The 12,421-nt window shown below is 68.0% G+C and carries 13 protein-coding genes; 8 read left to right on the plus strand and 5 right to left on the minus strand.

Annotated elements, in window-relative coordinates; translation table 11 throughout:
- Positions 1-39 precede the first annotated feature (39 nt).
- Positions 40-432 carry a hypothetical protein gene (locus tag N864_RS13615; protein WP_081793824.1) on the minus strand — a complete coding sequence of 131 codons (393 nt, stop codon included), beginning with the start codon at positions 430-432 and terminating at the stop codon, positions 40-42.
- 86 nt (positions 433-518) lie between these two features.
- Here N864_RS13615 and N864_RS13620 point away from each other — a divergent pair, with 86 nt between their 5' ends.
- The 6 genes from N864_RS13620 to N864_RS13645 all read left to right on the plus strand — a co-directional run bounded on the left by N864_RS13620 (position 519) and on the right by N864_RS13645 (position 5,154).
- The gene (locus N864_RS13620) at positions 519-1,316 is read left to right on the plus strand and encodes an exodeoxyribonuclease III (RefSeq protein ID WP_155892937.1); all 798 of its coding nucleotides are present in this window, start codon (positions 519-521) and stop codon (positions 1,314-1,316) included.
- 321 nt (positions 1,317-1,637) lie between these two features.
- Positions 1,638-1,925 (plus strand): type II toxin-antitoxin system ParD family antitoxin, encoded by a 288-nt coding sequence (locus N864_RS13625; RefSeq protein WP_034717677.1) that lies wholly within the window; start codon positions 1,638-1,640, stop codon positions 1,923-1,925.
- Between the two features lie 2 nt (positions 1,926-1,927).
- A complete protein-coding gene (locus N864_RS26430; RefSeq protein ID WP_034717656.1) occupies positions 1,928-2,284 on the plus strand; it encodes a type II toxin-antitoxin system RelE/ParE family toxin in 357 nt (118 codons plus the stop codon).
- Between the two features lie 151 nt (positions 2,285-2,435).
- The gene (trpS, locus tag N864_RS13635; protein WP_420805216.1) at positions 2,436-3,446 is read left to right on the plus strand and encodes a tryptophan--tRNA ligase; all 1,011 of its coding nucleotides are present in this window, start codon (positions 2,436-2,438) and stop codon (positions 3,444-3,446) included.
- 45 nt (positions 3,447-3,491) lie between these two features.
- A complete protein-coding gene (locus N864_RS13640; protein ID WP_034717662.1) occupies positions 3,492-4,022 on the plus strand; it encodes a 2'-5' RNA ligase family protein in 531 nt (176 codons plus the stop codon).
- Between the two features lie 4 nt (positions 4,023-4,026).
- Positions 4,027-5,154 (plus strand): YihY/virulence factor BrkB family protein, encoded by a 1,128-nt coding sequence (locus N864_RS13645; protein WP_034717665.1) that lies wholly within the window; start codon positions 4,027-4,029, stop codon positions 5,152-5,154.
- A gap of 204 nt (positions 5,155-5,358) precedes the next feature.
- On the opposite strand, the gene N864_RS13650 is transcribed toward N864_RS13645, so the two are convergent.
- Positions 5,359-6,747 carry a D-alanyl-D-alanine carboxypeptidase family protein gene (locus N864_RS13650; protein ID WP_162164527.1) on the minus strand — a complete coding sequence of 463 codons (1,389 nt, stop codon included), beginning with the start codon at positions 6,745-6,747 and terminating at the stop codon, positions 5,359-5,361.
- Positions 6,748-6,817: 70 nt separating this feature from the next.
- Here N864_RS13650 and N864_RS24185 point away from each other — a divergent pair, with 70 nt between their 5' ends.
- Both N864_RS24185 and N864_RS13655 read left to right on the plus strand, forming a co-directional pair.
- On the plus strand, positions 6,818-7,849 hold the full coding sequence (locus tag N864_RS24185; protein WP_081793830.1) for a type IV toxin-antitoxin system AbiEi family antitoxin: 1,032 nt from the start codon (positions 6,818-6,820) through the stop codon (positions 7,847-7,849).
- Positions 7,821-8,603, plus strand: coding sequence for a hypothetical protein (locus N864_RS13655; protein WP_034717668.1), 783 nt, complete (start codon positions 7,821-7,823; stop codon positions 8,601-8,603). The genes N864_RS24185 and N864_RS13655 overlap by 29 nt, the downstream gene beginning before the upstream one ends.
- Before the next feature lie 226 nt (positions 8,604-8,829).
- Here the strand turns inward: N864_RS13655 and N864_RS13660 are convergent, their stop codons facing one another.
- The 3 genes from N864_RS13660 to N864_RS13670 are packed head-to-tail and all read right to left on the minus strand — an operon-like array spanning position 8,830 to position 12,299.
- Complete coding sequence (locus tag N864_RS13660; protein WP_034717680.1) at positions 8,830-9,573, minus strand: succinate dehydrogenase/fumarate reductase iron-sulfur subunit; 744 nt, start codon at positions 9,571-9,573, stop codon at positions 8,830-8,832.
- Positions 9,574-9,584: 11 nt separating this feature from the next.
- On the minus strand, positions 9,585-11,585 hold the full coding sequence (locus N864_RS13665; RefSeq protein ID WP_034717671.1) for a fumarate reductase/succinate dehydrogenase flavoprotein subunit: 2,001 nt from the start codon (positions 11,583-11,585) through the stop codon (positions 9,585-9,587).
- Between the two features lie 3 nt (positions 11,586-11,588).
- Complete coding sequence (locus N864_RS13670) at positions 11,589-12,299, minus strand: succinate dehydrogenase cytochrome b subunit (protein WP_338033643.1); 711 nt, start codon at positions 12,297-12,299, stop codon at positions 11,589-11,591.
- Positions 12,300-12,421: the final 122 nt, after the last annotated feature.

Below are 12,421 nucleotides of genomic sequence, written 5' to 3' on the forward strand. Positions count from 1 at the left end.
CCCGACGAGAGGCCAGTTCCCGACAGCGTCGAGTGAGCGTCAATGCCGGTTCCGCCGAGAGGCCCAGCGCCACGCAACGACTGCCAGCGGCACCTCGACCACCACGGCCATCACCAGTGCCTCGACCAGCCGGCCCACCTGCCGGGCGCTCAACACGTCGGTGTACGCGTCGAGCAGCAGCACGACCGCGCCGATCCGGGCCGCCAGCGACGCCCACGCCGAGCGACGCAGCACGAGAACGGCCGTCGCCCCGGCCGTGACCGCCTCGAGCGAGTCGATCGCGATCCAGTAGCCGGGGTGGTGCAGGGTCCCACCGAGATACACGGTCCACGGCACGAGGAAGACCGCGGCACCGCCCGCCACCGCCACGGCCACCCGGTCAGCCGTCGACAGCGCCGGCCGGGTCGGCGCCGGGGCAGACTGCGTCCTCACGTCCACGACCTGATACTGCCCACCCGGCCCGTGCACCGAACCGGCCCCCGCTGTGCAGGCCCTGTGCGTGCTGGACAATGGCGGCCATGCGCGTCATCTCGGCCAACGTCAACGGCATCCGTGCCGCCATCCGCAGGGGAGCGGCCGACTGGCTCCGATCCGCCCAGCCCGACGTGCTGTGCCTGCAGGAGGTGCGCGCCTCCGACGAGGAGCTGCACAAGGCGCTCGCAGAGGCCGGGCTCGGTGACTGGTACGTCGCTCACACCGAGGGCAACGTCAAGGGTCGTGCCGGGGTCGCCGTCGCCACGCGGGACCGCCACCTGGCGCACCGCATCGGCATCGACGAGGCCTTCGCCGACGCCGGCCGCTGGATCGAGGTCGACATCGAGGGGCCGGGCGCCACGCTCACGGTCGTCTCCGCCTATGTCCACACCGGCGAGGCCGAGACGCCCAAGCAGGTCGAGAAGTACGCCTTCCTCGACGCCATGACAGCCCGTATGGCGCGTGCCTCCTCCCAGGGTTACCTGATGCTCGTGACCGGTGACCTCAACATCGCGCACCGCGAGGCCGACCTCAAGAACTGGAAGGGCAACCTCAAGAAGTCGGGCTTCCTGCCCGAGGAACGGGCCTACCTCGACCGGTGGTTCGAGGCCGGCGCGTGGGTCGACGTCCACCGCACGCTTGCCGGCGAGGGGCCGGGGCCCTACACGTGGTGGTCCTGGCGCGGCAAGGCGTTCGACAACGATGCCGGCTGGCGCATCGACTACCAGCTCGGCACCGCGCCCCTTGCCGCTCGCGCCACGACCGCGACCGTCGGCCGCGCCGCCACCTACGCCGAGCGCTGGAGCGACCACGCCCCGGTCATCGTCGACTACGACCTCTGACCCCGCCGCCTGTTCCTACGGACGACCATTACTCCCGCACGCTCGGTGCGTTCGTGCTCAGATCGCCGGCCGGCAGAGCCTCGGATCCGAGTAATGGTCGCCCGTAGGGACGCCGGAGTACGACCTGAACGCAGGAACCGAGCCTCCCCAAATGAGAGTGCAAGATATTCCTCCTCGGATCACCATGGGCGGCTCGTGGCGGCTTCCGTACGTCATCACCGTCATCACCTCACCAAGCGTGGGGTGCTGTATCCACAGGCCCGCATCCGCCCTTCTATGAACCACCTCCATTGGCATAAACTGCCAATGGAGGTGGTTCTCGTGGCCACAAGGAACGTTGTCCTCAGTCAGCACCAGCACGATCTAGTTGAGTCGTTGGTGCGGTCCGGGCGCTATCAGAACGCCAGCGAAGTGCTGCGCGAAGGCCTTCGGCTGCTGGAGCGTCAGGAACTGCAGGAGGCCGCTCGGCTCGCTGCACTTCGCGAGGCAGTCGAGCAGGGATGGTCGGACCTCGCCGCCGGCCGCTTCGTCGACATCGACGACGAGAACTTGGACGAGTTCATCAGGGAGCTGGGTCTTCGTGCGGCCCGTACTGAACCGGCCGGCTGACGGTGCGTTATCGGATCACTGACTCCGCCCAAGCCGACATCCTTGCGATTTTGGCTTGGTCACTCGAGCAGTTCGGCGAAGAGGCCCGTGGTCGTTACGGGGCCTTGATCGCTGCCGCGATGCGCGACGTTGCGTCAGACAGCCGAACCGTAGGTGCGGTGCTCCACCCGGAACTGGGCGAGGGTGTCTTCACGTGGCACCTGCCGAAGAGTCGCGGACGGTCCTCGGGTGCCCGAGTGCGGCAGCCCCGACACTTCCTCGTCTGTCGTCAGGATGCTGATGCGCTCGTGATCGGCCGGGTGCCGCATGACGCGATGGACCTCCGAAGGCACATCGACCGGGAGAGCCGCTGGGCCTGACGAATCTCCGGAGCGCAGTTCCTGAGCACGAGACTCACGTCAGCGCAACGGTCACCTCGACGCGGGAGCGAGCTGAGCGGCATACGGGCTGGTTGTCCACCCAGCAACAGCGGTTGGGAGCGGGCGCGCCCGATGCGCCACAATGACGCCCATGCCCTCGAAGCCCCGCAGCCTGTCCGGAATGCAGCCGACGAGCGACTCGCTCCACCTCGGCAACTACATCGGGGCCCTCGTCGAGATGGTCAAGCTGCAGGAGACGCACGACGCGTTCTACTTCATCGCCGACCTGCACGCGCTCACCGTCGCGCCCGAGCCGGAGGTGCTGCGCGAGCGCACCCGCGTCACCGCGGCGCAGTTCATCGCCGGGGGAGTCGACCCCGCGCGGTCCGTCCTCTTCGTGCAGAGCCACGTCCACCAGCACACCGAACTGACCTGGGTCCTCTCGACGCTGACCGGCTTCGGCGAGGCCGGGCGGATGACGCAGTTCAAGGACAAGACGGCCAAGGGGCACTCGGCCAACGTCGGCCTCTTCACGTATCCGATCCTCATGGCGTCCGACATCCTCATCTACGACTCCGACGTCGTGCCCGTCGGCGAGGACCAGCGCCAGCACCTCGAGCTCTCGCGCGACCTCGCGGCCCGGTTCAACCAGCGCTTCGGCGACACCCTCGTGGTGCCCGAGCCGCACATCATGAAGGAGACCGCCAAGATCCAGGACCTGCAGGAGCCGACGGCCAAGATGAGCAAGTCCGCGGCGACCGACGCCGGGCTCATCAACCTGCTCGAGGACCCGAAGCGAATCGCCAAGAAGATCCGCTCCGCCGTCACCGACACCGAGCGCGAGATCCGCTTCGACGTCGAGAACAAGCCGGGTGTCTCCAACCTCCTGTCGATCCACTCGGCGCTCTCCGGGGTGCCGGTGTCGGCGCTCGAGACCGCCTACGAGGGCAAGGGCTACGGCGACCTGAAGAAGGACGTCGCAGACGTCGTCGTCGCGGCCATCACCCCGTTCCGCGAGCGGACGCTGTCGCTCATGGCCGATCCAGCGGAGCTGGACCGCATCCTCGCCGACGGGGCCGCGCGGGCCGCCGAGGTGGCCGAGGCGACGGTGCGTCGGGTCTACGACAGGGTCGGACTGCTGCCCCGGCTGGGTCGCGCCTGACGCCCGTCGGTCAAGGTCTTGGATCAATTGGGTACGGTCGGACTCGTGACTGCTTCGCGTCCCACGACGATCGGGGTGTCCATCCCCGTTCCAGCGCCGGAGGGTGACTACCTCCAGCGCCGACGGGCCGACTTCGGCGACGATGCCGCCTGGCGGATCCCCGCCCACATCACGCTCGTCCCGCCCACGCAGGTCGATGACGACACGTATGCCGCTTTCCTTGACCATTGCGCGCAGGTGGCCTCCTCGTGGCCACCCTTTGACGTGCTCCTCCGGGGCACCGGCACCTTCCGACCGATCTCCGACGTGGTCTACATCCAGGTCGCCCAGGGCGTCGCGGCGTGTGAGCGGCTCGAGAAGCAGCTGCGCAGCGGACCGGTCAAGCGCGACCTCGACTTCTACTACCACCCGCACGTGACGATCGCCCACAACGTGCCGTCCGAGTGCCTCGAGCGGGCGTTCAGCGAACTCGCCGACTTCCACACCGACTTCCGCGTCGAGACCTTCTATCTCTACGAGCAGGGTGACGACGACGTCTGGCGACCCGTGAAGGACTTCCCCCTCCAAGGAGGCTGACCCCGTGCAGGCCGTCCGCAGGATCATCGACCGCATCAAACGGACCCACGTCTACGGCGCCTGGAAGCGCTACGGCGACCACAACGGTGACCTGCTCGCGGCCGGCGTCGCCTACTTCGCGTTCTTCTCGATCTTCCCTGCGCTGGCGCTCGCCTTCACCATCTTCGGCATCGTCCTGCGCGGCCACCCCGAGATGCTGACGACGATCGCCAACTCGCTCAACGCGACATTGCCGGGCATGGTCAAGACGCCGACGAACCCGAACGGCATCATCAGCCTGTCGGCACCCAAGGCCTCGACCCTGACGATCACGGGCATCGTCGGGTTCGTGACCCTGCTGCTCTCCGGGCTGGGCTGGATCAGCGCGCTCCGCTCGGGCATCCGCGGCATCTATGGTCTGGGGGCGTCTCCCGGCAACTTCGTCACGGCCAAGCTGCGCGACCTCGCGGTCCTGTTCACCTTGGGGCTCGGGGTGGCAGCGTCGGCGATTCTGACGAACGCGATCGGCGGGATCGCGAAGCACATCGCGGGCTGGGTCGGCCTGGACAGCCAGTCGTGGGTGATCACCGTGGTGGGGCTTGTCCTCAGCGCGGTCTTCGACGCGCTGCTCATGGTCGTCCTGCTGCGCATGCTGTCCGGTGTCCCGCTGCCGTGGGCCGACGTGCGCAACGGCGCGATCGTCGGCGGCGTCACCCTGACCGCCATGAAGTACCTCAGCGGCTTCCTGATCGCCCGCGCCACGAGCAACCCGCTCCTCGGCGCCGTTGCCGTCGCCGTCGGCCTGCTCTTCTGGCTCAACCTCATGTCGAGGGTCGTCCTGCTGTCGGCAGCCTGGTCCGCGAACGACTCCGACCTCGCCCGCATCAGGCGGGAGGAGGCCGCTGGTGAGCAACCGGCTGGCGCGGTCCCGGTGGTGGCTGCCCACGACGGGTCAACCGGCCGGAGTCAGGACGGCGACTCGGCGCGGCTGAGCACGGCCTCGCCCCAGGCCGGCCGTTCGTTCCGGCCGGTTGTCCCTGCTGCGCCGAGCCGTGGGCAGGACCGGGTGTCGCTCGCCCTTGGTGCTCTCGTCGGTGCGGCAGGAGCGCTGATCTGGTCCGCCCGCCGCTCCGGCCGCTTCACCGTCGAATGAGCGCAAACTCCGGTCGGGGGCCGGCCTGGGTCACGAGAACTGCAGTTGTGGCCAGTTTTCGTGGCGGGCCGGGGCCGCGCGCCACGACGCGGGGCCTCAATACCAGTTCTCGTGGCGGGCACGGCGCTGGCGCCACGACGCGGGGCCTCAATACCAGTTTTCGTGGCGGGCACGCCGTTGGTGCCACGACGCGGGGCTTCGTCGTCAGTTGTCGTGGCGACGGCGGACGAGGTAGGCGCCGGCACCGACCAGCAGGGTGACGAGCACAAGCGCTCCCTTGACGACGCCACCGCCCGGGACCGGGAACGACCGGCCCACCTCCGCATCCGCGGAGGTCTGGTCGCCTGGTCGCGGTGTCCCCGACGCGGGACCTTTCGCCCCAGAGCCCTCGGCCCCGGCGGCAAGCGATGCCGGCACCTCGGCCAGCGGTCGCGGGGGAGCGGCGTCACCCGGCTCGACGAGCCGGCCGACCGGGGCCACGCGGTCCGCGTTCGCGAAGCCCCAGTCGAGCAGCGCGGCCGTCGGCTTCCACGACCCGCTCGTGCTCCCCATCTGTGTGACGATGAGGCTGCGACCGTCACGAGTGGCCGCCCCGATGAAGGTGTGCTGGGCACGGTTGGTCCGGCCGGGCTTGATCCCGATGGCTCCGGGGTAGTTCGCAAGCAGGTCGTTGATGTTCGGGATGTGGAACGGCTCGTACTTCTGCTTCGTCCTCTTGTCGGTCCCACCCGGGAAGACGGCATCCCGAGTGACGATGTACTTGCGGAAGTCGGGCAGCGCCATCGCGGCCCGACCGATGAGCGCCAGGTCGTAGGCACTGGAGCGTTGCCCGGGCTCGTCGAGGCCACTCGGGTCCACCGCCACGGTGTCGAAGGCGCCGATCTCCTTCGCCTTCGCGTTCATCAGCGCGAGCGTCTCGTCGTAGCCGCCGGCCGCGTCGGCCAGGCCGTAGGCCGCGTCGTTGGCCGACAGCATGAGCAGCGCCTCGAAGAGCGAGTGCACGGGATAGGGGTTGCCGGCGACCATCCCGACCCGGGTGCCGTTCGCCGCGACCTGGTCGTCGGTCGCGACCACGACCTGCTCGGGGTCGAGTCGGGGGATGAGCGTCAGTGCGGTCAGAGTCTTGAGCGTGCTCGCCGGCCGCAGCCAGGCGTGCGGCGACTTCGCGGCGAGGATGTCTCCGGTGTCGAGGTCGGCGAGCACATACGAGACGTCACCGACCTCCGGCAGGGCACCGACCCCCGGTTCCGCGTCGACGATGACGCCGGACTGCCCGAGCTGCGGACCGCCGACGACGGTCGGCGGGTCCCAGGCCGCATGCCCGAACGGGGTCGGCGGTGCGTTGTGGCACCACGGCTTCCATGCCGTCGGAGAGGCGGACGAGCCCGGCTTCGCCGGGGTCTGGGGAACCAGCGTGATCGTCTGCCATTCCTGACACGACGGCATCGGGTGCGGCGCTGCAGGGGAGACAACAGCGGCAGGTGAGCCGCCAGCAGCAGCCGGCACAGCGGCATACCCCATGGTTGCGACAAGGGCGAGCGGGACCGCGCCCGCGACGCGCAGCCGGCCCCTCAGCCTCCCCTGACGAAACATCTGCGCCACCCTATCCGAGCCGTCGCTCGGCCCGGCTGTATCTGTTCCGGCGTAGCCACCCTGTTCAGAAATGGACCAGCGTTCATATATTGTGAACGGCATGGTGTATATGAACGTCAAGGACGAGGTTCTGCGTCGTCTCTCAGAACTGGGCTTCCAGCTCGTCGTAGACGCCGGAGACGGCCGCAATGACGCGGTCGTACAGGCACCAGGTTCGAGAGCCGATCTTCTGCTGCAGATCAAAGCCGGTGAGACGGAGAACTGGCATGCGCTGAACGTGGAAAGGGGCCGTCAGCCGGCCATCCTTGGTCGGCGACATGTGACACCCGGTATGGCTGAGCGCTATCGGAAAGCTGGGATCAACTACATCGATACAGGAGGCAACGCATCAATCCGTCTGCCCGGGGTGTTTGTGAGGGTCGAAGGCCGGCGCCCGACGGTGACGCGCGAGCCGGGCAGGGACCGGCATTCGCGCGCGCTGACGGCAGCCGGACTTCGTGTCTGTTTCGTGATTCTGGTCTCAGAGGCGTTGGGAAGCCAGGGAACCCAGAGGGAGCTAGCACATGCGGCGCGCGTCTCGCTCGGATCCGTTCATTCCGCGCTTTCGGACCTGACCGCCCAAGGTCTGATCTCGGAGAACCAGAACAAGCGGACCATTGATCGCCCCGCTCTGACAGAACAGTGGGTCCAGTCCTACGAAGCGACGCTGCTGCCCAAACTGCAAAGTGCGTCCCTCCGTGGTCCGGAGCCATCGTGGTGGATCGACCGTGATGCTCGCGTCGGCGAGGACGGAGAACTGAGTGGAGAAGCCGCCTTGCAGATGCAGGGCTATGGTCTGCGCGCAACGACCACGACGATTTACGGCGATCCCCCATGGACCGAGTTGAGGAGGCAGGCCCGACTCAATCGTCCAGTTACCGGTGAGGCACCCAATGTGGAACTGCGAGAGAAGTTCTGGAGCTTGGGAGTGGACGGTGGGGCAACTGTTCCCGGCTTGCTGGTTTATGCCGATGCAATCGCCACAGGTGACTCCCGGCAGCGTCAGGCAGCTACCGAGTATTGGGAGAGCAACGATGAACTACGACGCGTCAGCGGTCGCTGAGCGCATCTGGCCCGTCGAAGCACCCCACCAACTCCGGTCCCTGATAGGAGACTTCGTCGTTGTGGGGGCTCTGGCGAGGGACTTCGTGGTCCATGGCCTCGCTGGGCTGCCGCGAGGTCGGGACACCCGTGACCTGGATGTGGCCGTTGCCGTGCCGGGGCGCGATGCCTATGCCGCGGCGCTCGACAGCATCGGACCGCCCGGAGGACTCATCTTGCGGCGCGAGATAGCGGGAGTGGACGTGGACCTCATCCCGTTCGGTGAACTCGAGCAGGAGGGCGTCGTGGAGATCCAGGATGGTGTGGTCCTTGATGTGACAGGAATGCGGGAGGCATTCGAGACCGCGATCTCGGTGACGTTGAAGTCCGGTAGCTCTGTGAAGACCGCCAACCTGACCGGGATGATCCTGCTCAAGCTGGTCGCGTGGGACATGAGAGGCAGGACGGACAACCGAGACGCCACCGACCTGGGGGCTCTCTTGGACGCGAGCTACTCGGGAGTGTTCTGGGATCGCTGCTGGGAGCCGGGCTCCGCAACGGAGCGCTGGGACTGGGACGAGCGCATGGTGGGGCCGCACCTCGAGGGCCAAGGAGTGGGCCGCATGGCGACCCCGAGGACCGCGGAACGGCTTCGCGGGATCCTGTCGCGGGACGCCGTCGACCGTCTGGTGTTGAAGATTCCGGGACACGAGCGTCGCCAACAGCTCGAAGCATTCCGCGAGGGCCTCGACAGCGAACTTGGGGGTCGGGGCTGAGGCACTCGGTGCGCCCGCGACGACCACTCCTCGGGTGCGTGGGCGAGTCATGTCGAGATCAGTGGTGTCATGACGACACCGGGCGCAACACCACCCGCGACGTGACGGCACGCGGGCCGAGCTCTCCAGCGGACCCCCGCTGAGCGGCATACCGAAGACGGCGCGAGCCCGCCCCCTCGAGAGGGGACGGGCTCGCCTACCAGCGACGCAGGCGACAACCAGAGGCTCAGGTCATCTGCTGCAGCGCGTGCCGCAGGTCGATGTTGAGCTGGTTGATGACGTCCTGCTGGATCTCCTTGGGGCAGGCGTTGGTGCACTCGCCGATGTTCGTGCAGCCGCCGAAGCCCTCCAGGTCGTGCTGGGTCAGCATCTTGACGACGCGGGCGCTGCGCTCGGGCTGGCCCTGGGGGAACTCGCCGAGGTGGGTGACCTTCGCGCCGAGGAAGAGCATCGCCGACGCGTTCGGGCAGGCCGCGACGCAGGCGCCACAGCCGATGCACTTGGCGGCGTCGAACGCCCGGTCCGCCCGTGGCTTCGGCACTGGCACCGAGTGCGCCTCGGGGGCCGCGCCGGTGTTGACGGAGATGAAGCCGCCGGCCTGGATGAGCCGGTCGAACGCCGAGCGGTCGACGACGAGGTCCTTGATGACCGGGAAGGCGTCGGCGCGCCACGGCTCGATGGTGATCTCGTCGCCGTCGTGGAACGAGCGCATGTGCAGCTGGCACGTCGTCGTCACCTCGGGGCCGTGCGCCTTGCCCGAGATCATCAGGCCGCACATGCCGCAGATGCCCTCGCGGCAGTCGGAGTCGAACGCGATCGGCTCCTCGCCCTTGGCGTTGAGGTCCTCGTTGAGCACGTCGAGCATCTCGAGGAACGACATGTCGGGGGAGATGTCGGTGACCTGGTAGGTCACCATCTCGCCCTTGGCCTTGGGACCGGCCTGGCGCCAGATCTTCAGGGTGAGGTTCATTCCGTTGTCGCTCACTTGTAGCTCCGCTGCTTCAGCTCGATTGCCTTGTAGACGAGGTCTTCCTTGTGGAGCACCGGCTTGGCGCCCTCCCCGGCGAACTCCCACGCGGCGACGTAGGCGAACTCGTCGTCGTGGCGCAGGGCCTCGCCGTCCTCCGTCTGGGACTCGGCCCGGAAGTGGCCGCCGCACGACTCGCGCCGGTGCAGCGCGTCGATGCACATCAGCTCACCGAGCTCGAGGAAGTCGGCGACGCGGCCGGCCTTCTCGAGGCTCTGGTTGAGGGTGTCGGCCGAGCCGAGGACGCGCACGTTGCGCCAGTACTCCTCGCGCAGGGCGCGGATGAGGTCGATCGCCTTGAGCAGGCCCTCCTCGGTGCGCTCCATGCCGCAGTACTCCCACATGATCTGGCCGAGCTCCTTGTGGAAGGAGTCGACCGACCGCTCGCCCTGCACGTTGAGCAGACGGGTGATCCGGTCCTCGACGGCGGCGCGGGCCTCGACGACCTCCGGGGCGTCCTCGGACACCTTGGGGAACGGGCCGTTGGCGAGGTAGTCGCGGATCGTGTTCGGCAGGACGAAGTAGCCGTCCGCGAGGCACTGCATGAGGCTCGAGGCACCGAGTCGGTTCGCGCCGTGGTCGGAGAAGTTCGCCTCACCGGCGGCGTAGAGACCGGGGATCGTCGTCTCGAGGTCGTAGTCGACCCAGAGGCCACCCATCGTGTAGTGCACCGCGGGGTAGATCCGCATCGGGACCTCGTACGGGCTCTCACCCGTGATCCGCTGGTACATGTCGAACAGGTTGCCGTACTTCTCGGCGACGGCCTCCTTGCTCATCCGCGACAGGGCCTCGGAGAAGTCGAGGTAGACGCCGCGGCGGAAGTCGCCGACGAGCGGGCCGACGCCGCGGCCCTCGTCGCAGACGTACTTCGCCTGACGGGAGGCGATGTCGCGGGGGACCAGGTTGCCGAAGCTCGGGTAGATCCGCTCCAGGTAGTAGTCGCGGTCCTCCTCGGGGATCTCGCGCGGGTCCTTGTCGCAGTCCTCGCGCCGCTTCGGCACCCAGATGCGCCCGTCGTTGCGGAGCGACTCCGACATGAGCGTCAGCTTGCTCTGGTAGTCGCCGGCCACCGGGATGCAGGTCGGGTGGATCTGCGTGTAGCACGGGTTGCCGAAGTAGGCGCCCTTGCGGTGTGCGCGCCAGATCGCCGTCGTGTTGCAGCCCATCGCGTTGGTCGACAGGTAGAAGACGTTGCCGTAGCCGCCGCTGGCGAGCACGACCGCGTCCGCGAGGTGCGTCTCGATCTCGCCGGTGACCATGTCGCGGGCGATGATGCCGCGGGCGCGGCCCTCGACGACGATGACCTCGAGCATCTCGTGGCGGGTGAACTGCTCGACGGTGCCGGCCCCGACCTGCCGCTCCATCGCCTGGTAGGCGCCGATGAGCAGCTGCTGGCCGGTCTGGCCCGCGGCGTAGAAGGTGCGGGCCACCTGGACGCCGCCGAACGAGCGGTTGTCGAGCAGGCCGCCGTACTCGCGGGCGAACGGGACGCCCTGCGCGACGCACTGGTCGATGATGTTCGCCGACTCCTCGGCGAGCCGGTAGACGTTCGTCTCGCGCGAGCGGTAGTCGCCGCCCTTCACGGTGTCGTAGAAGAGCCGGTAGACCGAGTCACCGTCGTCGTTGTAGTTCTTCGCCGCGTTGATGCCGCCCTGGGCCGCGATTGAGTGGGCGCGACGCGGGGAGTCCTGGTAGCAGAACGACTTCACGTGGTAGCCGGCCTCGCCGAGCGTGGCGGCCGCCGAGGCGCCGGCGAGACCCGTGCCGACGATGATGACCGACAGCTTGCGGCGGTTGGACGGGTTGACCAGCTTGGCGTCGAACTTGCGCTGGTCCCACATCTTCGCGATCGGGACGTCGGGTGCCTTGGTGTCGGCGACGGGGTCGCCCTCGGTGTAGAGCCCGTGGATCGGGCCCGTGGCGATTTCGGTGGTCTCTGGAGTGGTGGTGGTCATGGATCAGCCCTTCACGATTCCAGCGAGGATGGCCAGCGGCGGGACGATGAAGCCGACCGCGATGACGTAGGCGAGCACGTGCGCCGTGGCCTTCCAGGCGCGCCGGGCGCGAGCGGTGTTGGCCCAGCCGAGCGTCTGCGAGGCGCTCCACACGCCGTGGTAGAGGTGCAGCGCGAGCGCGACCATCGCGAGCAGGTAGATGAGCGTGACCCACCAGACCTGGAAGCTGGAGACGACGAGCGCGCCGGCGCTGTGCCCGGCATTCTCGCTGCCGACGTTGAACTTGACGATCGTGAACTGGAGCAGGTGCCAGATGATGAAGAGGACCAGCGCGACGCCGCCCCAGCGCATCCACTTCGTCTTGAGCGTGCGCTTCGCGGCCTCCTTCGCGACGTAGCGGGTCGAGCGCGCCCCCTGCGCCCGCGCCCACAGCGTGAACGCCGCCCAGATGTGGACGACGACGGCGACGAGGAGGACGACCCGGATGATCCACAGCATCCCGCCGAAGGGGAGGATCGGCGTGAACATCGTGCGCAGGTGCAGGGCGTACTCGTCGAACGCCTCCGTCCCCGCGAAGATCTTGAGGTTGCCGTACATGTGCACAAGGACGTAGAGCACGAAGAGCGCACCGGACACGGCCATGAGGATCTTCATGAAGACGGTCGTGCGGCTGGCCCGTGCCTGTCTCGTCAGCGAGGAAGTATTGATGGCCACCAGCGCACCTTATCGCCGCGCTCAGGCATGCCCTCGCGCAGCGGGGGGTCATTCGGGCGGATGTGACCTTTTCCACGACGCCGGCTCCCACCGCCAACCGTCGAGGGGCCACCAACCGACGA

The sequence above is a fragment of the Intrasporangium chromatireducens Q5-1 genome (assembly GCF_000576575.1).
Taxonomy (GTDB): domain Bacteria; phylum Actinomycetota; class Actinomycetes; order Actinomycetales; family Dermatophilaceae; genus Intrasporangium_A; species Intrasporangium_A chromatireducens.

What these genes read in the sequence shown, in the direction of transcription:
- N864_RS13650 (WP_162164527.1), bottom strand. Translation starts at nt 6,747, where the DNA reads ATGTTTCGTCAGGGGAGGCTGAGGGGCCGGCTGCGCGTCGCGGGCGCG.
- N864_RS13665 (WP_034717671.1), bottom strand. Translation starts at nt 11,585, where the DNA reads ATGACCACCACCACTCCAGAGACCACCGAAATCGCCACGGGCCCGATC.
- trpS (WP_420805216.1), top strand. Translation starts at nt 2,436, where the DNA reads ATGCCCTCGAAGCCCCGCAGCCTGTCCGGAATGCAGCCGACGAGCGAC.
- N864_RS24185 (WP_081793830.1), top strand. Translation starts at nt 6,818, where the DNA reads ATGGACCAGCGTTCATATATTGTGAACGGCATGGTGTATATGAACGTC.
- N864_RS13660 (WP_034717680.1), bottom strand. Translation starts at nt 9,573, where the DNA reads ATGAACCTCACCCTGAAGATCTGGCGCCAGGCCGGTCCCAAGGCCAAG.
- N864_RS13620 (WP_155892937.1), top strand. Translation starts at nt 519, where the DNA reads ATGCGCGTCATCTCGGCCAACGTCAACGGCATCCGTGCCGCCATCCGC.
- N864_RS13655 (WP_034717668.1), top strand. Translation starts at nt 7,821, where the DNA reads ATGAACTACGACGCGTCAGCGGTCGCTGAGCGCATCTGGCCCGTCGAA.